Annotated in this window: 21 protein-coding genes and 3 pseudogenes; 12 read left to right on the top strand and 12 right to left on the bottom strand. The window is 61.4% G+C overall.

Annotated elements, in window-relative coordinates; genetic code table 11:
• Positions 1–138 precede the first annotated feature (138 nt).
• Complete coding sequence (locus tag NCT32_RS28440) at positions 139–435, top strand: hypothetical protein (RefSeq protein WP_250490785.1); 297 nt, start codon at positions 139–141, stop codon at positions 433–435.
• A gap of 11 nt (positions 436–446) precedes the next feature.
• Here NCT32_RS28440 and NCT32_RS28435 read toward each other — a convergent pair whose 3' ends face one another.
• Positions 447–1,322: a glucose 1-dehydrogenase gene (locus NCT32_RS28435; protein ID WP_061119457.1), complete on the bottom strand. Its 876-nt coding sequence runs from the start codon at positions 1,320–1,322 to the stop codon at positions 447–449.
• A 13-nt stretch (positions 1,323–1,335) separates the two neighbouring features.
• A pseudogene (locus tag NCT32_RS28430) lies at positions 1,336–1,566 on the bottom strand (aldehyde dehydrogenase); the annotation flags it as partial.
• Between the two features lie 205 nt (positions 1,567–1,771).
• Between NCT32_RS28430 and NCT32_RS28425 the strand changes: the two are divergent.
• Together NCT32_RS28425 and NCT32_RS28420 are read left to right on the top strand one after the other, a co-directional pair.
• Positions 1,772–2,050: a hypothetical protein gene (locus tag NCT32_RS28425; protein WP_250490784.1), complete on the top strand. Its 279-nt coding sequence runs from the start codon at positions 1,772–1,774 to the stop codon at positions 2,048–2,050.
• A 74-nt stretch (positions 2,051–2,124) separates the two neighbouring features.
• Positions 2,125–3,219, top strand: coding sequence for a hypothetical protein (locus tag NCT32_RS28420; protein ID WP_250490783.1), 1,095 nt, complete (start codon positions 2,125–2,127; stop codon positions 3,217–3,219).
• 65 nt (positions 3,220–3,284) lie between these two features.
• Here the strand turns inward: NCT32_RS28420 and NCT32_RS28415 are convergent, their stop codons facing one another.
• Positions 3,285–5,081, bottom strand: coding sequence for a thiamine pyrophosphate-requiring protein (locus tag NCT32_RS28415; protein WP_250490782.1), 1,797 nt, complete (start codon positions 5,079–5,081; stop codon positions 3,285–3,287).
• A gap of 255 nt (positions 5,082–5,336) precedes the next feature.
• On the opposite strand from NCT32_RS28415, the gene NCT32_RS28410 reads away from it, so the two are divergent.
• Positions 5,337–5,540 (top strand): hypothetical protein, encoded by a 204-nt coding sequence (locus tag NCT32_RS28410; RefSeq protein WP_250490781.1) that lies wholly within the window; start codon positions 5,337–5,339, stop codon positions 5,538–5,540.
• A 134-nt stretch (positions 5,541–5,674) separates the two neighbouring features.
• On the opposite strand, the gene NCT32_RS28405 is transcribed toward NCT32_RS28410, so the two are convergent.
• From NCT32_RS28405 to NCT32_RS28385, 5 genes are all read right to left on the bottom strand, one after another.
• Complete coding sequence (locus tag NCT32_RS28405) at positions 5,675–6,088, bottom strand: RcnB family protein (RefSeq protein WP_250490780.1); 414 nt, start codon at positions 6,086–6,088, stop codon at positions 5,675–5,677.
• Between the two features lie 286 nt (positions 6,089–6,374).
• Positions 6,375–6,593 carry a hypothetical protein gene (locus NCT32_RS28400; protein WP_061119452.1) on the bottom strand — a complete coding sequence of 73 codons (219 nt, stop codon included), beginning with the start codon at positions 6,591–6,593 and terminating at the stop codon, positions 6,375–6,377.
• Positions 6,594–6,622: 29 nt separating this feature from the next.
• Positions 6,623–6,832 carry a hypothetical protein gene (locus NCT32_RS28395; RefSeq protein ID WP_250490779.1) on the bottom strand — a complete coding sequence of 70 codons (210 nt, stop codon included), beginning with the start codon at positions 6,830–6,832 and terminating at the stop codon, positions 6,623–6,625.
• Between the two features lie 60 nt (positions 6,833–6,892).
• Positions 6,893–7,099 carry a hypothetical protein gene (locus tag NCT32_RS28390; protein WP_250490778.1) on the bottom strand — a complete coding sequence of 69 codons (207 nt, stop codon included), beginning with the start codon at positions 7,097–7,099 and terminating at the stop codon, positions 6,893–6,895.
• A 112-nt stretch (positions 7,100–7,211) separates the two neighbouring features.
• Entirely contained in the window at positions 7,212–7,796 is a 585-nt protein-coding gene (locus NCT32_RS28385; protein WP_250490777.1) for a glutathione binding-like protein, read from the bottom strand.
• A gap of 231 nt (positions 7,797–8,027) precedes the next feature.
• Between NCT32_RS28385 and NCT32_RS28380 the strand changes: the two genes are divergently transcribed.
• The 3 genes from NCT32_RS28380 to NCT32_RS28370 all read left to right on the top strand — a co-directional run bounded on the left by NCT32_RS28380 (position 8,028) and on the right by NCT32_RS28370 (position 10,245).
• A complete protein-coding gene (locus NCT32_RS28380; RefSeq protein WP_250490776.1) occupies positions 8,028–9,146 on the top strand; it encodes a diguanylate cyclase in 1,119 nt (372 codons plus the stop codon).
• 106 nt (positions 9,147–9,252) lie between these two features.
• Entirely contained in the window at positions 9,253–9,792 is a 540-nt protein-coding gene (locus tag NCT32_RS28375) for a DUF4142 domain-containing protein (RefSeq protein WP_250490775.1), read from the top strand.
• 69 nt (positions 9,793–9,861) lie between these two features.
• Positions 9,862–10,245: a DUF1801 domain-containing protein gene (locus tag NCT32_RS28370; protein ID WP_250490774.1), complete on the top strand. Its 384-nt coding sequence runs from the start codon at positions 9,862–9,864 to the stop codon at positions 10,243–10,245.
• Here NCT32_RS28370 and NCT32_RS28365 read toward each other — a convergent pair.
• Positions 10,242–10,931 (bottom strand): annotated as a pseudogene (locus NCT32_RS28365) (class I SAM-dependent methyltransferase); the annotation flags it as partial. The gene NCT32_RS28370 and the pseudogene NCT32_RS28365 sit on opposite strands and share 4 nt — an antisense overlap.
• A 375-nt stretch (positions 10,932–11,306) precedes the next feature.
• On the opposite strand from NCT32_RS28365, the gene NCT32_RS28360 reads away from it, so the two are divergent.
• The 3 genes from NCT32_RS28360 to NCT32_RS28350 all read left to right on the top strand — a co-directional run bounded on the left by NCT32_RS28360 (position 11,307) and on the right by NCT32_RS28350 (position 15,648).
• Positions 11,307–13,478 carry a TonB-dependent siderophore receptor gene (locus NCT32_RS28360; RefSeq protein WP_250490772.1) on the top strand — a complete coding sequence of 724 codons (2,172 nt, stop codon included), beginning with the start codon at positions 11,307–11,309 and terminating at the stop codon, positions 13,476–13,478.
• A gap of 169 nt (positions 13,479–13,647) precedes the next feature.
• On the top strand, positions 13,648–14,661 hold the full coding sequence (locus NCT32_RS28355; RefSeq protein ID WP_250490771.1) for an ABC transporter substrate-binding protein: 1,014 nt from the start codon (positions 13,648–13,650) through the stop codon (positions 14,659–14,661).
• 39 nt (positions 14,662–14,700) lie between these two features.
• On the top strand, positions 14,701–15,648 hold the full coding sequence (locus tag NCT32_RS28350) for a TauD/TfdA family dioxygenase (protein WP_250490770.1): 948 nt from the start codon (positions 14,701–14,703) through the stop codon (positions 15,646–15,648).
• 41 nt (positions 15,649–15,689) lie between these two features.
• Here the strand turns inward: NCT32_RS28350 and NCT32_RS28345 are convergent, their stop codons facing one another.
• Positions 15,690–15,761, bottom strand: a complete 72-nt coding sequence (locus NCT32_RS28345; protein WP_143756368.1) for a DUF2165 family protein — start codon at positions 15,759–15,761, stop codon at positions 15,690–15,692.
• Between the two features lie 322 nt (positions 15,762–16,083).
• Between NCT32_RS28345 and NCT32_RS28340 the strand changes: the two genes are divergently transcribed.
• Positions 16,084–17,667, top strand: coding sequence for an amino acid carrier protein (locus NCT32_RS28340; RefSeq protein ID WP_250490769.1), 1,584 nt, complete (start codon positions 16,084–16,086; stop codon positions 17,665–17,667).
• Here the strand turns inward: NCT32_RS28340 and NCT32_RS28335 are convergent.
• Both NCT32_RS28335 and NCT32_RS28330 read right to left on the bottom strand, forming a co-directional pair.
• Positions 17,664–18,413 (bottom strand): carbonic anhydrase family protein, encoded by a 750-nt coding sequence (locus NCT32_RS28335; RefSeq protein ID WP_061119440.1) that lies wholly within the window; start codon positions 18,411–18,413, stop codon positions 17,664–17,666. The two genes, NCT32_RS28340 and NCT32_RS28335, sit on opposite strands and share 4 nt — an antisense overlap.
• Before the next feature lie 111 nt (positions 18,414–18,524).
• Entirely contained in the window at positions 18,525–19,421 is an 897-nt protein-coding gene (locus NCT32_RS28330; protein WP_061119439.1) for a LysR family transcriptional regulator, read from the bottom strand.
• A gap of 216 nt (positions 19,422–19,637) precedes the next feature.
• Between NCT32_RS28330 and NCT32_RS28325 the strand changes: the two are divergent.
• A pseudogene (locus NCT32_RS28325) lies at positions 19,638–19,729 on the top strand (succinate dehydrogenase, cytochrome b556 subunit); the annotation flags it as partial.

Below are 19,729 nucleotides of genomic sequence, written 5' to 3'. Positions count from 1 at the left end.
GCGCAAGCTCGGGCAATAGGCCGCAACCTTGGCGCGCAATGTCTTCCGACCTCATGTATTCGTTTTCAAAAACGGCACGCCCTCCTTTTTTCTGGTTTTCCCCGATCGTCGGCTCATTGCGCGAATGGAAAATCTGACATGCAGCCCTACGGCAGCGAATGCTGCCGAAAAGGGCGAAGAAAGCTATCAGATGAGAGAGAGGGTGCCATGCTTCAACCTACGGTCACCTATCGCGGCTTCGTCATTACGCCGATGGCCGCGTTCGACGGTGGTCTCTACGCGGCGATGACGATCGTCTGCGATGGCGACGGCATTCAGCGTGCGAGCGGCGTGCTCGGACATTTTGCTTCTGCCGACGACGCTCGCGCGTACGCGCTGAATGCCGGAAAGGACGACATCGACCGACGCCTGTTTCAAGCGTCGGCGGCCGCCTGAACATCCGCCAATTAGATAATCGGCTTGCCACCTGTCACGGCGATGGTCGCGCCCGACGTATAGCTCGCCTCGTCCGATGCGAGCATCACATAGGCGGCGGCGAGTTCCGCGGGCTGGCCGGGGCGCTTCATCGGCGTCTGGTTCCCGAAGTTCTCGACGCTCGACGGCGGCATCGTCGATGGAATGAGCGGCGTCCAGATCGGCCCCGGCGCGACGCAGTTCGCGCGTATGCCGCGCTCCGCCAGAAGCTGCGCGAGCCCGCCCGTGAAGTTCTGAATCGCGCCCTTGGTGCTTGCATACGCGATCAGGCCGGGATTCGGCGCGTCGGCATTGACGGAAGTCGTATTGATGATCGCGCTGCCGGGCTTCATGTGCGCGAGCGCCGCCTTCGTGATGCGGAACATCGCGCCGATGTTGGTCGAATAGGTCTTGTCCCATTCGTCGTCGCTGATGTCCTCGAGCTTGTCGTAAGTCGCCTGATAGGCGGCGTTGTTCACGAGCACGTCGATGCGCCCGAACGTCTGCGCGGTATTCTCGACGATCTGCCTGCAATGCGCGCGGTCGGTGATGTCGCCGGGCAGCAGTAGCGCGCGCCGTCCCGCCTGCTCGACCCAGCGCGCGGTTTCCTTTGCGTCGTCATGCTCGTCGAGATAGGCGATGGCGACATCCGCGCCTTCGCGCGCATAGGCGATCGCGACCGCGCGGCCGATGCCGCTGTCCGCGCCTGTAATGAGCGCGATCTTGTCCTTGAGCTTGCCGCTGCCCTTATATGTCGATTCGCCGTGATCGGGCTGCGGGTTCATCGGCGCGGTGAGGCCGGGACGCCTGTCCTGTTGCTGCGACGGCATCGGCGCGCGGGGATAGTCGGGTTGAGCAGTATCGGTCATGGTGTTCTCCTTGTTAGGCCGCGGCCTTGAGCGCGACCTTGGTCCAGCCTTCCTTGCGTTCGTCGAAGTTCTTGTAGCCTTCGGGCGCCTGCGCAAACGACAGTTCGTGCGAGATGATCTGCGAAGGTTTCGCCTTGCCGGCGGCGATCAGGTCGCGTAGTTTGCGGTTGTAGGCCTCCACGTTCGCCTGACCCGTCGCCATGTGCCGGCCCTTCATCCGGAAGGTGCCGAAATCGAAAGCGAGCATGCATCTCGTGAAGGATTGGACTGACTGGATCAAATGCGGCGCGTCTTATGCGCCATGACATGCGCCTCAAGCAATCCGCGATCCTAACGATCGCCTTACTGCGAGCTTTCATCAGTCGAATCGGGGAAGACGGAACGGCGTTGAATATGCCGGCCCTGTCGATACGATGTGCTAGCGTGTTCGTGACATGCATGCCGATTGCATGCTCACGTCGTCGACGAAACTCCGATCATCCTTCGCGCTCACGTTCAAGCAGCGCGAGGATCTCTTGTGGCATCCGGTGAGCGCCATGCCGGGCCATCGCGTTGTTTGCGCATCGGCCAACGGGGTGCTCCCTTATCTCTTGTATCGAAGCGAAGCCGCGTTCGTGATTATTCGAACACGGCTTGCACCTGTTCGCGATGCGCGCGACGTGGGTGTTTCAGAGCCGGCAATGAACCGGGCGCTCGATATCTTTTTCAAAATTCCGAGGCTGCCATGACAGGAAACTTTTCCACGCTCTCCATTGCGCGCATCTTCAGATCGCGCCGCTCCGCTTCTCCAGGACGACTTTCAATGTTGCTGAGTTTCGCAGTCGTCTTCACGCTGGCGGCATGCGGGGGCGGCGGTGGCGATAGCGGCGGCAGCGCGACCACGGCGGCCGGATCGCAGGCGGGCGTTTCAGGCGCATCGAGTCCTTCGACTGCCTCGGAGAGCGGCGCAAGCAGCACCGCGCTGCCTGCAATCGCGCCTTCGGGCAGCGTGTTTTATGGCATGAACGGTCATGTCAATTTAGCCGGTCCGTACACGAAGTCCACGCCCGAGCAGCAGCTGGCGCAACTCAAGGATCTCAATGTCACGTTGTATCGCAACGACGTGTCCAATGTGGAAGGCGCGCAAAAACTTTCGAGCATCGCCCAGATGATGGCGAAGTCCGGCGTGACGGTTTATCCGGTGATCTTGCAGCAGCTCAATTTTCCCGACGAGAATGCGGCTTATCAGGCGAGCTACACGCTCGCTCAGCAGATCGTCAATGTGCAGCACTACGCCTATTACGAAGTCACCAACGAACTCGCGCCGACGTGTCTCGTCGGCTGGGTCGACGGCGCCACGAGCACCGACTACAAGAACGACTGCTTTCAGATCGCGCGCGGTGTCATACGCGGCTTGATCGCGGGCATCAAGTCGGTCGATCCTGTTGGCAAGATCATCATCGGGGGCAATACGTGGACGCATCTGGGCCTGGACGTGATGCTCGCGAACGGCACGCAGCCAGATGGCACGAGCGGGCATCCGGTCGTCGCGTGGGACATCACCGCGTGGCACTGGTATTCGGAGCAGGGCGATATAACCCACGCGTGCGGAACGCTGTGCTACAACGTGATCGGGACGCTGCAATCGTTCGGCAAGCCGATCTGGATCAATGAAGTGGGCATGCGGCCCGACTTCCCCGGCACGCCCGATCAGGCGGGGACATTCATGGCGAACAGCATGATGGGCGCGCTGCTCGCGATTGCGCCGCAATACAACATTCAGTCGCTTCAGGTTTATGAACTTTACGACGATCCGCCTACAGGACAAGGACCGTACGGCATCATGCTGAACGACGGCGTGACGAAAAAACCCACTTATGCGGCAGTGAAAAACTTCATCGCGACGAATCCGCGATAACGCTATTCGTCGATAAGATAGGAGAGGCCCGCAGCCGCATCGCTGCGGGCCATGCCGTTTGCGTGTTACTTGTCCTTGTGACCCGGCAGAACCGCGCCGAGCACCTGCTTCGCCGTATCGACGATCACGTGACTCTGGCTCGGATCGCCCTTCATGAGCGTGGTCGCGAAAGCCTTCGCCTGCTGCAACGTGATATGCGGCGGCAACGGCGGCACGTCCGGATCGGCCTTGACCTCGATCACGACAGGACGATCCGCTGCCAGCGCTTCGTCCCATACGGCGGCCATGCGCTCGGCATCGTCGACATAAAAGCCCTTCAGGCCGATCATTTCCGCGAACTTGTGATAAGCCACCGACGGAATGCTCTGCGACGCCTCGAACTTCGGATCGCCTTCCATCACGCGCTGCTCCCACGTCACCTGATTCAGGTCCTCGTTATTGAGGACCATGCAGATCCAGCGCGGGTTCGCCCACTGCTTCCAGTATTTCGCGACCGTAATGAGTTCGGCCATGTTGCTCATCTGCATCGCGCCATCACCCACTAGTGCAATTACGGGCCGCTCGGGATATGCAAACTTCGCTGCGATCGCGTAGGGCACGGCTGCGCCCATCGAAGCAAGGCCGCCCGAAAGCGAGCACATCATGCCGCGCTTCACCTTCAGATCGCGCGCATACCAGTTCGCGACCGAGCCCGAATCGCTCGTGACGATCGCGTTCGCAGGCACGCGCGGCGACAACTCCCATACGGTGCGCTGGGGATTCACGCCGCCTTTCGCGGGTGCTATGGCGCGTTTCTCGAGCGTTTTCCACCAGTCTTTAATCCAGCCTTCGATATCCTTGCGCCAGGCGAGGTCCGTTTTTTCTTGCAGCAAGGGCAAGAGCGCGCGCAAGGTCTCGGCGCTGTCGCCAACGAGATTCACTTCCATCGGATAGCGGATGGAAAGCATGTCCGCCTTGATGTCGATCTGCACGCCGCGCGCGGCGCCTTCCTTTGGCAGGAATTCGGCGTAGGGAAAGCCCGAGCCGATCATGAGCAGCGTGTCGCATCCGGTCATCATCTTGTAGCTCGGCTCGGTGCCGAGCAGGCCAATCGAGCCCGTGACGAAGGGCAGATCGTCGGGCAATGCGGCTTTGCCGAGCAACGCCTTGGCGACGCCCGCGCCGAGCTTCTCCGCGATGGCGATGACTTCGTCGGTCGCCTGCAATGCGCCCGCGCCGACCAGAATCGCGACCTTCTTGCCCGCGTTGAGAACGTCGGCGGCGCGTTGCAGATCGTCGCTGTAAGGCACGACCTTCGGCGCGCTATAGCCGACGCCCGAATGCAGCGTGCCGTGCTTGCGGCCCGGCGGCTCGTATTCGAGGTCCTGCAAATCGTTGGGCAAAATGAGCGCCGTCACCTTGCGCTCCGATATCGCGATACGCACCGCGCGATCGACGAGGTGGCGAATCTGCGACGGCACGCTCGCCTGCTGCACGAACGCGCCTGCCACGTCCTTGAACAGGGCGGAGAGATCGACTTCCTGCTGATAGTGGCCGCCCAGCGCCGCGCGCGCTTGCTGGCCCGCGATCGCGAGGACTGGCATGTGGTCGAGGCGCGCATCGTAGAGACCCGTGACGAGATGCGATGCGCCCGGCCCGGATGTCGCGATACACACGCCTAACTCGCCGGTGAACTTTGCGTGCGCGCAGGCCATGAAGGCCGCCATTTCTTCGTGCCGTGCCTGAATGAACTCGATCTTGCCGTTCGCGCGATTGAGTGCGCCGAATACACCATTGATGCCGTCGCCGGGATAGCCGTAAATGCGGCGCACGCCCCAGGCATGCAGGCGGTCGATCAGAAAATCGCCCACGGTCGTAGACATGATGAACGTCTCCGATTAGCCAGAATCGAAAGGAGTGAACGCGTTTGCGTCACTTGCCACGCAATGCGGCGTCATACGCGTGCGGTTGCGCGCAAGGCGCATGCCGCGCAATTGCTCAGGTGTAGGCTCGACGCTTGCTACGGCATCGATGAATGTAGTGGATACGACGCTCGGCAGGTACGTGTAAAGAGCAATTGGCGGTGCGCATGTTTTGGCATATAAATGAGATACCTTTCACTCGACTCGGGAGTAAAGATGCTGATCCGCTGTGTGGCATGCAACAAGCTCATTTACTCCGACGATGCTCTCGAAGACGACAGGTGCCCCGCATGCGGCTCCGCGAACACCGAGCATATCGCGATGGGCTTCATTTTCGATCAGGCGGTCACGGCGCCGGACAGGCCGGAGAGGCCGAATGAGCAGCGCGACGCGACTGATACTATTCGCGGCAAGGCTTGATTGCCGGATTCTCAACCGTGACGCAGTCCTTGGACGTGCGCTTCGATTGCATGTCGTTGAACGCAAATTGCCCGCCTGAACAGGCGGGCAATTTGCGTTTCATGCCTCAGAAACCGAGGGTTTGAGCGCGCAGCTTATTGCGACATCACGATCTGCGCGATGACGCCCGACGCAACCGCGACCAGCAAATAATCCGCACCGACGCCGACCCATTGATAGCCGCGCGGAGGCTGGCGCAGGCCGTGGCCGTGCCAGTCGTCTACGACATACTGGTGATTGCGGTAATCCGACGAGAGGCGCTCGCCCTTGCGCCACTCCGAATGGCGCGGCTCGTTGTTCGCATGCTCGGGCGCACGCGGGGCGTCGTGCTCGTATCCATTGCGGCCGTTCATGTCGGGGCCGTGGCCGGGCGCGCCCAGGCCAACGGGACCGCGATTCATTTCGTGATGGCCGTCCGGGCCGCCCGGCGCGGGCTGCGCGAATACCGCACCCGTCGTCAGTCCGATGGTCGCGCAAAGCAGCGCGGCGACGATTCGATTCTTCTTCATGTTTTTCCTCTTGAAGGTTGCGAAGGGACGTTTCTCGATGCCCGGACTGTACGCAACGAAGTGGAAAAATGACGTGAGCATGTGTAAGCAACGCTTACCGTCAATTACGCGCGACTGTAAATCGGATCGCGAATGTTATTGAAAGGAAGCGCGCGATAGCATTCGAATCTCTTGAGCGGAATGCCGATTGCCGCCGGCTCCACGGATGCCAGCGCGCAATACTTTGGACCTCGAAGTGAGAATGTCGTCGAACGCGGCGTTCAGGTCGTACTGTGACGCATGAGCGTCATTGCGCGTCGTCGCCGGCCGGCAGCATGTCGGCCTTCGCATTTGCGTGATTTTTGGCCGCTTCCATCGCCGCATCGGGACTCTCCAGCGGACGATCGCGCATTTCCGTGTAGCCGTCTGCATCGATGGTATAGGACCAGGTGAACTGCCCAGTCGGATCGTGGTCGATGGTGATCTCGACGCGATGCCCGTTGCGAACGTAAGTCTCGGTAGACATGATGTGACCTCTCGTTGAGTAACCGGCGTTCAGGACATCCCCGCGCCGCGCGCTCGCTTGAGTGCGAGGATCGCGGCCGCGGGCACGTGCACCGTGCCGAAGCCGAGCGCGAACACGAGCCATGACGGCATCGGCAACTCAAGCGTGTAAGCACCCATTGCGCCGAACGCAAGCGACACCACGATCAGCACGAGATGCGCCGTACGGCGCCTGAGCGCGCGTGAAGCTTGGAATCTCATAGTGCGTGTAGCAGACGATCACGCCCATCAGCGCTGCCATTACGACGGCTTGCCATGGAATCACGGCTTGTGGGAGTCGGGTGGGACCGGGTTCTTCTCCTGCGTCGACGGCAACTCGTTTTCCGATGCTTCATGCGTGCGCTTTTCGCCTTCGTCGAGTTGACGCTGCTTCGTATCTTGCGAGGACGTCGGCGGCGAATCGTCGCGGCCTACGGGTTCGTCCATGTCGTCGGCGGTGGCGTGCGGCACAGGCTTGCCTGGCTCCATGATGGCCTCCGAGATTGAGATGGCCGCGCGATGCGCGCCCTCACTACGTTTAGCAAAGGCCGGACCCGCCCGCATGACGCGCGCGTTTTCGCAATGCATCATGCGCGATAGATCATTCGAGCCCTTCGTGCTCGAACGCGAGATTCAGGGCCGGGCGCTCGCGCATGCGCTTGTAGAACGCCTGGAGTTCGGGAGGCAGTTCCACGCTCATCTTCTGCGCCCACGTAAGCATCGTGAAAAGATAGGCATCTGCGACGCTCACCTTGTCGCCGAAGAGATACTCGCCACGCATCGTCTTCGCGACGAGGGCGAAGCGTTGCGCGATTTTCTCGCGTGCAGCAGTGGCTTCCGCATCGGACGACGGCCGGAACACGCGGGCGAATTGCTTGTGGATCTCCGTCAAAATGAACGCGAGCGTTTCCACGAGGCGCAGTGCGCCGTCGTCGCCGGAAGGCGCGAGCGATGGGGCTTCCTGCGCGATCCACCATAGAATCGCGACGTTCTCGGTGAGCCGCTTGCCGTCGTCGAACTCGACAACGGGCACGTAACCCTTCGGATTGATTTCGGCGAACGGCGTGCCGTCCTCGGTGACCTTCGCCTTGAGGTCGACCTCCACGCGGTCGAAATTCAGGCCTGCTTCATGCATCGCAATGTGATCGGCGAGACTACATGCGCCGGGTGCGTAATACAGTTTCATATGTGCGTCTCCTTGCTGTGATGGCGATGCGGGAACGTTATCCGGCGAGCAAGGCTTATGCCGCAAGCGCCGCGCGGCACTAAAGTTTGCTGAGCGCGTGCCGTTGATTCGACAGTGCCGTGTTCGCAGCGGTCGAAGGCGAAAGGTATGATTCGGCCGTTTTGTCGCGATGCGCGGTCTGCCGTCCATGACGCCCGATGTCCCGGTCAATCGCACGTGGCGGGCTATTCCATGTTCCACACACCTGATACAGAAACACTGCGCCTTTGCAGCGTGCTTGCGAGCACGGCGTTCGGACTTGTCTTCGCGCTGGTGCGCTTCGGCCGCAAAGTCGAACCGCAGTTCGTGCACTGGTCGGCGAGCTCGTTCCTCTACGCGGCCGTGCTGACCGGTTTCGAGCCCGCCCGCGGCAATGCGGCTGTGATCGGCCTGCTGCTGGGCGCACTCGCGGCGACCAACATGCTGATCATTTCAGGCTTGCGCGCTTTCGACGGCAAGCCGCCGTTTCGCGCGTGGATGCTCGCACCGATCCTCGGCTGCTTCGCGGCGCATGTCCTGCCGGGATGGATCGGCGGTCATGGTCCGGCAGCGTCGATGCTGACGCATGCGGCCGACACGATCAGCGTCGCGATTTCGGCGGCGACTACCGGCCTCATCCTCTGGTCGAGCGGGCGGCGCGAGGAGAGCCGCGCGCGCCGCATTGCCGGTCTCGCGATGCTTGGCTACCTGCCAGGTTATGCAGTGACGCTCGCCGCTTATGCGTGGTCGGGACCGGGCATCAATTACCTCGCGCTGATTCCGATGCTCTCGGACCAGTTGCTCCTCGGCGTGCTCAATCTCGGCCTGCTGGCGATTCCCGCCGAACGCGCGCAGCAACGCCTGCGCGACGCCGCGTTGCGCGATCCGCTGACGGGCGTCTGGAACCGCGCCGGATTCGATGCCCACGCGAAGCGCCTTGCCGCGCCCGGTGCGACGGTGCTCGCCATCGACCTCGATCATTTCAAGCAGATCAACGACCGGCATGGTCACCTTGCGGGCGACAACGTGCTGATCGAACTGGCACGGCTGGCGGGCGCGGAAGTCGCGTCGCTGGGCGGCGAGTTCGGGCGGCTCGGCGGCGACGAGTTCGTCGCGATCGTGCCGGCATCGCGCGCATCGGGTGCGCAGGCCTGCGCGAACCAGATCCACGCTGCGTGTCGCAAATACACCGAAGGCATGCCGGAATGGACGACGAGCATCGGCGTATCGCAGATCGGTGCGAACGATGCGGGCTTTCAGGAAGCGCTGCAACGCGCGGACGTCGCGCTGTATCGTGCGAAACTCGCGGGTCGCAATACGCTGACGGTGTGAAGCAGGCTCATGCCGTCTCGCGCTGCGGCAAGGCTTTCAAGCGACGGACGGACACGCGCGCTTTTCAAGGTAGAGTCATCGGTGTCGATATAACCCGGAGGCTCCGATGAACGGCAAACGCATCGCGGCGCTGTTGATGCTGCTGCTGACGTGGACCGTCTGCGTAAAAGCGCAGGAGCAGCCGCTTTCCGATGAGCAAATGCTCGGCGTCATTTTCGTCGCGAATCAGGCGGAGATCGCCGCGGCCAGTCTGGCCTTGCGCAGGACGCGTTCCAGTAGCCTGCAGGTCTTCGCGAAGCGGATCGTGTCCGAGCATGCGCAGGTCAATCAGGAGATCGCCACGCTGATGCAACGATACGGCACGCAGCCGCAACGCAGCGCGACGAGCGACGCTTTGACGAAGCAAAGCATCGACGACATCGCGGATCTCGACCAGACGAGCACTTACGATTTCGATGAAGCGTATCTCGATCGCGAAGTGGCGTTTCTGCAAAAGCTCGTCAATACCGTAGATGGCTATATCCGCATGGCGCGCAGCGCGGAGGTGCGCACGCTCCTGATCCGCTCGCGTCCGTCGTTCATCTTTCATCTCGATCAGGCTCAACGGTTGCAGATTACGATCGGCAGTCCGGGCCTCATACGCTGACGGCGCTACCTTGGAATGATCGGCGCCGAGATAGAACCATAACTTGAACGCAGAATCACGGAGACACGCATGAATTCATCGGGACGAATCGACGCGCTGATTGCCGGCATCACCGACTGGCGCGGCGAGACATTCGCCAATGTGCGCAAGATCATTCTCGCGGTGGATGGCGGGATCGTCGAGGAGTGGAAGTACATGGGCAGCCCGGTGTGGTATCGCGACGGCATGATCGCGGTTGCTAACGCACATAAGGGCAAAGTGAAGCTCACGTTCGCCAACGGCGCGAGCCTTCCCGATCCCGACAAGCTCTTCAACGCGGGTCTCGAAGGCAATGCGCGGCGTGCGATCGATTTCTTCGAGGGCGACAAGATCAACGCGCGTGCGTTGAAAAATCTCGTGCGCGCGGCGATCGAATTCAATCAATCGAAATCGACGAAGAAAGCGGCGGGCTAAGCTACGCGCGTCCACGCGCCGATGAAAGCCGGCGGCTGCATGACGCCATCGAGCGCGACGATTTCATCGCGCAGACGCGCGGCCAGCGTGTCGATACCGACCGCATCCGCGCTTGCAATGCCGAAGCGCTCGGCAAGCGGCAACAGCGTGCGCATAACCTCGGCCAGATACTCATACGCGAACGAGTCGGGACCGCCTTCGACGCGCGCCGAAAGCAGCATCTGCGGCCCGGGGAGGCCGGCGCGACGAAACGTCGAATAGAGCTTCGATCCCATGTCGGTCTCGACGCCCGCCCGTCGAAACGTCTCCATGATCCAGTGCAAGCCTTGCGCGCATAGCGGCGATTCGGGCATCGAGCGCGCGGTGCTCATGTCCATCTCGTGGAAGACGAAGAGCGTGCCCGCGCCTGCGCGCTCGGCGAGGCGGCGCAAGGTCGCGGCGGGATCGGGCAGATGCAGCAGGATGAGACGGCCGACGATGGCGTCGACGGGCTCCGCAAGATCGAAATCCGCCACGCTCGCGACGTCGAAGCGCACGTTATCGAGGTCCGCGTGCCGCGCCCGTTCGCGCGCTTTTCCGATCACGCCGGGCGCCTGATCGATGCCGAGCACCGACCCGTTCGGCCCCACGAGCGATGCCGCCAGAAACGAGACATCGCCCGCGCCGCAGCCCAGGTCGAGCACGCCCTGCCGGACGCGAGGCCCGCGCGGCGCAGGACATCTTCAGTCAGATCGGCGACGAAACGCGCCTGATTTTCGAGGCGCTGCACTTCCGGATCCGAATGGCCGAGCACGTAGGTGCCGGCGCAAGAGAGGGAAAGGTTCATGGGCGTGACCTCGCATGTGCGTGATCGCGGCAACGGCCGCGCATTCATGGTAGCGGCTGTGCGCTGAAAGCCACTCGCACCCCAAAAATTTCAGAATACGTTCCGCCGATCGCGTTGTCTCCCGACAAAAACGCTCGAATGAGTTCTTTACAAATACAAAACGTTCGGTGACAATGCGGCCGCAAATAATAACGATTCGCATTCACACACGCAACGGTATCGACGAAAAATGAGCATGAAATCTGGTAAGACGAGCCCGGTCGCGATGCGGCCCCTGAAAGTGGCGGCGCTGCTGCTGTTTGCGGCGGCGCCGCTCGCCTATGCACAGTCGACGGAGCCGGCTTCGTCCGCGCCTGAAGAAAGCACGCTGCCGGCGGTAAAGGTCACCGCGCAAACCGTCGACCAGCCGTATGGTCCGACGAAAGGCTATGTCGCGAAGGAGTCGGCGGCGATGAAGGGCACGCCGTCTCTGCTCGAAACGCCGCAGTCCGTCTCCGTCGTCACGCGCGAGCAGATGGATCAGCAGAACGCGCAGACGCTCAACGCGGCCGTGCGCTATGTCTCGGGCGTAACGCCTGAAACGCGCGGCGGCATCGCGACGCGCTATGACATGCTGAAGGTGCGCGGCTTCGATGCGGACAAGTACTGGAACGGCCTCAAGCTGCTCGATAACGCGTGGTACGCGGTGCCGCAGATCGACCCGTACATGATGGAACGCATCGAAGTGCTCAAGGGTCCCGTGTCCGTGCTCTACGGCCAGGCGGCGGCGGGCGGCCTGCTCGATCAGGAAAGCAAGATGCCGACGGTCGTGCCGCTGCACGAAGTGGGCATCGAATTCGGCAACTACGCGCACAAGCAGGCCAAGTTCGATTTCTCCGGCCCGATCGCGGGCGATGACCGCTATCTGTATCGCATCACCGGCATCGCGCGCTCGGAAGACGGGCAGGTGCAGTCGACCTACAACAAGCGCATCGCGATTGCGCCGTCGTTCACATGGCGCCCGGACAACAAGACTTCGCTCACGCTGTACGGTCTGTACCAGCATGATCCGCGCAGCACGTCGTACGGCAGCGTGCCGCCGCAAGGCACGGTCCTCTACAACCCGAACGGCAAGCTGCCGAGCGACTTCTACGACGGCGATCACAATTTCGAGAGCTTCAATCGCGTGGAAGAAGCGATCGGCTACAGGTTCGACCGCAAGCTCAACAACGCGTGGACGTTCCGTTCGAACGGCCGCTTGCTGCATCTCGCGCAGGACTACAAGAGCGTCTATGCGAGCATGCTCGAGGACGACCTGCGCACGCTCGATCGCGGCACGGCGGCTTCGAAGGACAACCTGAATACGGTCTCGCTCGACAATCAGCTCGAAGGCAATTTCTCGACCGGTCAGATCGATCATACGGTGCTGTTCGGATTCGACTATCAGCACTACGCGAGCAACTTCGACGCGGGCTTCGGCACGGCACCGACGCTCGACATGTTCGCCCCGAACTACAACCAGGCGATCACGCCGCCTGACCGCTATCACCAGGTGCTGAGCGGCACGCAGTATGGCGTTTATGCGCAGGATCAGGCGCGCTGGGGCAACGTGATCCTCACGCTCGGCGGACGCGAGGACTGGGCCAGCAGCGATTCGAACAACACGACTTACGGCATCGTGTCGCATCAGTTCGATCGCGCGTTCACGTTCCGCGGCGGTCTGACGTACGTGTTCGGCAGCGGCATCGCGCCGTACTTCAGCTATACCGAATCGTTCACGCCGCAAGCGGGCGTGGACATCAGCGGCAATCAGTTTTCGCCCGAGCGCGGGCGTCAATACGAGCTCGGCGTGAAGTTCCAGCCGAAGGGCTATAACGCGTTCTTCTCGGCTGCGCTGTTCGATCTGACGCGCAAGAACCTGTTGACCGTCAACGCGGACAACCCGGCCTTCCAGTCGGCGGTCGGTGAGGCGAGATCGCTCGGCGTCGAACTCGAAGCGAAGGCGAGCCTCACTGATTCATTGAACGTCACCGCGAGCTACACATATCTCAACACGAAGTACACGAAGGACAACAGCGGACTCGAAGGGAAGTTCCTTCCTGCCATTCCGCAGAATCAGGCCTCTTTGTGGGGCTATTACACGATCAATCGCGGACCGCTCGCCGGTCTCTCGATGGGCGCGGGCGGACGCTATACCGGCACGACGTACAGCAGCGACAACAGCTTCAAGGTGTCGAGCTTCTTCCTCGTCGATGCCACGCTGCGCTACGACCTCGGACGCGCCGCAACGCAGTTGAAGGGTGCGGAGCTTTACGTGAACGCGCAGAACCTCTTCAACAAGGAATATGTCGCATCGTGCTACTACGGCAGCTGGTGCGCGTTCGGCTACGGGCGTCAGGTGTTCGCCGGCATGAACTATCACTGGTAAGCACGCTTCACCGCACCGCGCCTTCCGGAGGGCGCGCTGCATCGAATTGTCGTTAAGCGCCGCCCTGGCGCTTATCGCGAACGAAGCTATCCGTATCGGGATTTCTTCGTTCGCGTGCGATTAAGCGGCGAGTACATTGATCGCTCGCCGCTCTTCCACGATATCCCGCATGACGACATTTTCATTGCAGCGTCTCTTCGCCGTGTTCGCGTCGATGGCAATGCTCGCCTTGCCGATTCATCGCGCGCACGCCGAAGGGAACGTGAAGATCGTCGATCAATATGGCATCGGCTCGTTGCTGCTGAAAGTAGCGAAGGATCAGAAGCTCATCGAGAAAGCAGGCGCGCGCGCGGGACTCGCTATCGACGTGCAATGGAGCACGCTCTCGGGCGGCGCGGCCGTGAACGAGGCGTTGCTGTCGGGCGCGGCGGATATTGCGACCATCGGCATCGGGCCTTTGATGACGATCTGGGACCGCACGCGCGGGCGTCAGGACTTTCGCGCCATGGCTGCGCAAAGCGCGGTGCCGGTATATCTCGTGACGAACGATCCGCGCATTCGCAGCATTCGGGATATCGGCGAGAGGGATCGCATCGCGGTGGTATCCGCCGCCGTGTCGCAGCAGGGGCGGCTTCTTCAGATGGCATCGGCCAAGGCTTTCGGCGATGCCGACTATGCGCGTCTGGATCGCTTCGAGGTCAACATGCCGCACGCCGATGCGACGACCGCAATGTTATCGGGCAACTCGGTCGTCAATCTGCATTTCTCCAATGCGCCGTATCAATATCAGGAGCTCGAAGATCCGAAGATTCACAAGGTGACGAGTTCCACCGACATTCTCGGCGGTCCTTCTACGGGCAGTGTCGTCGTCACCTCCGGCGCATGGCGCAAGGACAATCCGAAGACGTATGCGGCCGTGCGCGCGGCGCTCGACGATGCGGCGAAACTCGTCGACAGGGACAAGGCGCAGGCGGCGGCCATTTACATTCGTCAGGACGGGTCGAAGCTATCGCCCGCATTCGTCGAAGGCATTTTGAGCGACAAGGAAGCGAGCTTCGCCACGACGCCGCAAAACACGCTGCAACTGGGCGCGTTCCTGCACAAGGTCGGCGTGATTCGTCATGAGCCGAAGTCGTGGCGCGATTACTTTTTCGCCGACGATGCGAACGCGCAAGGCAGTTGAGTGCCTCGTCAATGAATCCCACGTACAAAGGAATTCGAAATGAATGCCGCTGCCATCGAGAAAGAAGCAGAATTGACCGTCAGTCCGCTCTCGGCGCACATCGGCGCGGAGATCGGCGGCGTCGATCTCACGCGTCCGCTGTCTTCCGCACAGGTCGACGGAATCCGCGCCGCGCTGCTCAAATGGCGCGTGATTTTCTTTCGCGAGCAATTCTTGAGTCATGAGCAGCACATCGCATTCTCGGCGCAGTTTGGCGAGCTTACGGTAGGGCATCCGGTGTTCGGGCATGTCGATGGACACCCCGAGATCTATTCGATCTCGAAGTTCCGCAAGGCGACGCGCTTCGAAGGGCCTTCGCTCTTGCGCCCTTGGACCGGCTGGCACACCGATGTCACGGCCGCGGTGAATCCGCCGTTTGCATCGATTCTGCGTGGCGTGACGATTCCGCCCTATGGCGGCGACACGCAATGGACCAATCTCGTGATCGCATATGAGAAGCTCTCGGCGCCGCTGCGTACTTTCGTCGATGGCTTGCGCGGCGTGCATCGCTTTGCGCCGCCGCAAGGCGCGAGCGGCACCGATGCTTTCACGAAGGCCGTGACGGACCACACGCTCGTGAGCGAGCATCCGCTCGTGCGCGTGCATCCGGAGACCGGCGAGCGCGCGCTGTATGTGAGCCCGGGCTTTCTCAAGCACATCGCGGGACTGGCGCCGCGTGAAAGCCAGGTGTTGCTCGAATTGCTCTGGGAGCATGTGACGCGGCCGGAATTCACGGTGCGCTTCAAGTGGGAGCCGGGCAGCATCGCGTTCTGGGACAACCGCACGACCGCGCATCTCGCGCCCACGGATATCTTCGATCTCGACTTCGATCGCCAGTTGTATCGCACGACGCTCGTCGGCGATGTGCCGGTCGGGCCGGACGGGCAGAGGTCGGTGGCGATCGAAGGCTCGCCGGTGGGGGCGGCTGCTGCGGTGGCGATGAATTGAATGTAAAGCAGTCGAAACGCGCTCTCCCGGCCGTTCCATTGCTACGACCGCCACATCCCGAACCATTCGCCGCCGGTCGTCATGGAGCAGACCTGCCAGGTGGTTGCTGCCATGGTCCGTCAGTTTGCCGAAGCTGACAAGCGAGGCGAGCAGGGCTTCGCAGTCGTCCGGTCCTCGTGTTCTCCTGAGACGCTCTCCAACAGAAGAATGAGATAAGCACGACGCAACGTCGCAACTAACTGTCCTATCGGCCCGATCCGTTTCCCGGCTTCGCCATCGGCCATCAAGAGGAAGGTGGGTCCCCGAACCGTATAATCGCTGCCTCAAAAGATTGCGTGCCCGCGCCGGCACGTCCGCCAGCTTCGAACATCGCTGGTTTATCAACATTCCGAACCCCTGTTTGAAGCAGGTCGAAGCACGAAAGGAACGCCTCGCGTGGAAAGTCTCTTCCAATCCGTGAATGCATTGTTTGCCTTCATTGCACCCGTGTCGGATTTCTTGTGGGATTTCCCCACCAATTTCAAGGCATATTCGCGAATTCCCGTGCTCGGGCAGTTCTCGTTCGCGATTCTTTTACTCGTCGGCGTGGGCATCCATTTCACGATCCGCACGCGCTTCATCCAGACGATGAACGTCGGCAAGATCGTGCGCATCATGTTGCGCAAACAGTCGTCGAAGACCGGCGTCAGTGCGCTTGCGTCGTTCATGCTCGGACTCGCGATGCGCGCGGGGCCGGGCAATATCGTCGGCATCACGGGTGCGATTTCGGTCGGCGGGCCGGGTGCATTGTTCTGGATGTGGGTGGCCGCATTCTTCGGCATGGCTACTGCATTCATGGAATCGACGCTCGCGCAGCTTTTCAAGGAGAAGAAGCACGATGAGTTCGTCGGCGGCCTGCCGTTCTATGGGCGGCGCGTTCTCGGCGACAGGCGCATCGTCGGCACGTTTCTTTCGCTCGTGTTCATCGTCTATGCGCTTTTCAACGTGCCGCCGCAAACGTTCAACGTGTTCACTGCGATCGGCACCATCGCCGATACTGTCACCGGTACGCATCTCGCACGTCAGTCGACGGTGTATTACGTCATCGCGGTCGTGCTGATCGCTGCGTGCTCGTTCATCATCATGGGCGGCATTCGCCGCGTGACCGCCTATACCGATCTCCTCGTCCCGATCAAGGCGACGCTGTTCTGCCTGATGTCGTTCGTCATCATCCTGATCAATCTGCCGCTGATTCCGTACTTCTTTCACGAGGTGTTCGTCGGCGCATTCGCACCGCATGCGCTCTTCGGCGGAGCGATCGGCACCGCGCTCGCGCAGGGCGTCAAGCGCGGGTTGATGTCGAACGAAGCGGGCCAGGGCACCATCACGATGGCCGCCGCGATCGCCGACAACGATCACCCCTGTGAACAGGGCTTCGTGCAGAGTCTCGGCGTGTTCTTCGACACGATGGTCATCTGCACGATGACGGGGTTCATCGTGGTGATGGCGCACGTCTGGACCGGCACCGTCGATGGGCAAGCGTGGGAATCGGTGAGGGCATCGAAGATCACGGTCTATCTCGCATCGGTCGAAACGCTCGTGCCGGTTTCCGTCGCTCACGTCGTCAAGATCGTGATGTGCGTGTGTTACGGGCTTTTCGCGTTTACGACGTTGCTCGGCATGATCTCGTTCGCGGAGATATCGGCGGACTTCATCTCGCGTAGTCGCGGCTTCATCACTGGTATCCGCGTCGTGGGCTCGCTCGTGTTCGTGCCGTTCGGTGCGCTCACAGTGCTTGCCGGCCTCGAGTTGCCGAACCTCTGGGCGCTGTCCGATCTGATGAACATCGTGATGGTGCTGCTCGATGTGCCGATTTTGCTGATCGGGCAACGCCTCGTATATAAGGCGCTTGCGAACTATCGGTCGACGCGCGGCGGGGCGTTTGTTTCCGAGGATATCGGCGTGCGGACGGAGTATTGGACGGCGCGGCGCGATGTCGTGAAGCAAAAGGAAGGCGTTCGAGAGCGTGTCGAAGTTTAAGAGCCGAAAAACTCGACCGCCCCCGTGCTCAAGTTATACATCGCCCCGGCAATCTTGATTCCATGCTGGCTTTCCATCTCGCTGAGCACGGCGCTATCGCGGCGAATCTGTGCAATGGTCAGTTCGACATTCTTGCGCGCCACTTTATCGACGAACGCGTAGTTGGTCGCCGTGCGCTCGCCGTCGTACTGCGTTGCATCGACAGCGGGCTTGATGCGCGCAAGCAGACCCGTGAGATGGCCCAGCTCGGCATTGGCGATCGCGCCTTTGATCGCCCCGCACGACGTGTGCCCCATGACGAGCACTACTTTCGCGCCCATCAGCTTGCACGCGAACTCCATGCTGCCGAGGATATCGTCGTTTTCGATATTGCCGGCGATGCGGCAATTGAAGATATCCCCGATGCCCAGGTCCATGATGACTTCCGCGGGCGCGCGCGAGTCGATGCAACTGAGCAGCACGGCCGCGGGATACTGTCCTTTCGCGCTGGCCTTTTGCTCGCGCAGATAATTCCGGTCCTTGCGCTCGCCTCTCCGAAACCGCTCGTTGCCTTGCTTCATCAACGCGATGATCTGCTCGGGCGTCATGCTGTCGCGCTGCGCGTGCGTCAATGCATCGGCGTGAGCCGAGGTCATGAGAAGCGACGGGCCGGCAAGCCCGGCGATAGTTGCGGATGCAACTGATCTGAGGAAACCCCGGCGGCACGCGGGCGTGCATTGCAGCGGATGCTTTACCTCTTCGCGCATGACCTTGCTCCTCGATGTCAAAGGATTGGGCCTTCTTGACGCTTCTCTTGCGAACTGAAGTGTTGGACGAAAATGCGTCGAATGCAATGCGCGCTTGTTCTGATGACAATGTCACGTCGATGACGTAACGACCTGCCGCGCGATGTCGAGAAAGTTGGCGGTCTTGGCGGCTGTCGCGTCGATGCGCGAGGCCAGTGCGAGGCGGATCGTGATCGCGCTGCCGAGCGCATCGGTGTAGGCGACGCCGTCGACCTGAATCTGACAGACGGACGCGGGCACCAGCGAGACACCGAATTCGGCCGCGACCAGATTCACGACTGACGAAAGCTGCGGCGCCTGCTGCCCGGGGACCGGCTCGAACCCCGCTTCACGGCAAGCGCCGATGATGACGTCGTGCAAGGTCGGGCTCGCCTCGCGCGGCAGCATCACGAAGGGATCATCCGCCAGCGCCGCGAGCGGCACCTTGCGTTTCTTCGCGAGCTTATGCGTGGCGGGCAACACGATTTTCATCGGCTCGATCGCGATGTGATTGATCTGCACGCCCGCGGGCGACTGGCTGCCGAGACGAACGAAGGCGACATCGACACGGCCCGCGTCGAGATGAGCGAGCAGTTGCGCCGTATTACCTTCCGTAAGCGTGAGTGTGACGTTCGGATAAGCCTGCCGATAAGAGCGGATCAGCTTCGACACGACCGGATTGAACGCGGCCGACCCCGTGAACCCGATATTGAGCTGGCCGATCTCGCCGCGCCCCGCACTCTGCGCCTTTTCGACGGCGAGGCGTGCGTCGTTCATCAGGCGCTTGGCATCGATGGCGAACGCCTCGCCGGCTTCGGTCAGCACGACGCCGTGGCCGGTGCGCCGGAAGAGCCGTACGCCGAGTTCGTCCTCCAGCGCATGAATCTGCTGGCTGAGCGGTGGCTGGCCGATGCCGAGCCGTTCCGCCGCGCGCGTCACGTTGCGCTCCTCGGCTACGGCCAGAAAGTAACGGATATGGCGCAGTTCCATGCGATATCTGTCAAAGATATTTCAGAAAGACGAGATAGATATTGGACAGTATATCAATCGCGCGACAAAATACCGCTATCGCGCAGTGCGCGGGCTAAAAACTTTTCCCCAATTACATCGCCGGGCGCTTTCGAGGCGGATCAGGCTGGACGAGTGCCGCCCGTGTCGTGTATCGACGACGCGCGAATCGTCAATCAGATTGGGAAGGGGTCTAACGTGGCTGAAGCATTGAAAAAACCAAGGCCCGAATACCGGAACATCGGACTCGGCCAACTCGCGAAGTACCGCTTGCCGCTGGCAGGAAAGGT

This window comes from Caballeronia sp. INML2 (assembly GCF_023631365.1).
GTDB lineage: Bacteria > Pseudomonadota > Gammaproteobacteria > Burkholderiales > Burkholderiaceae > Caballeronia > Caballeronia turbans.
This window is presented reverse-complemented; position numbering and strand designations above follow the sequence as displayed.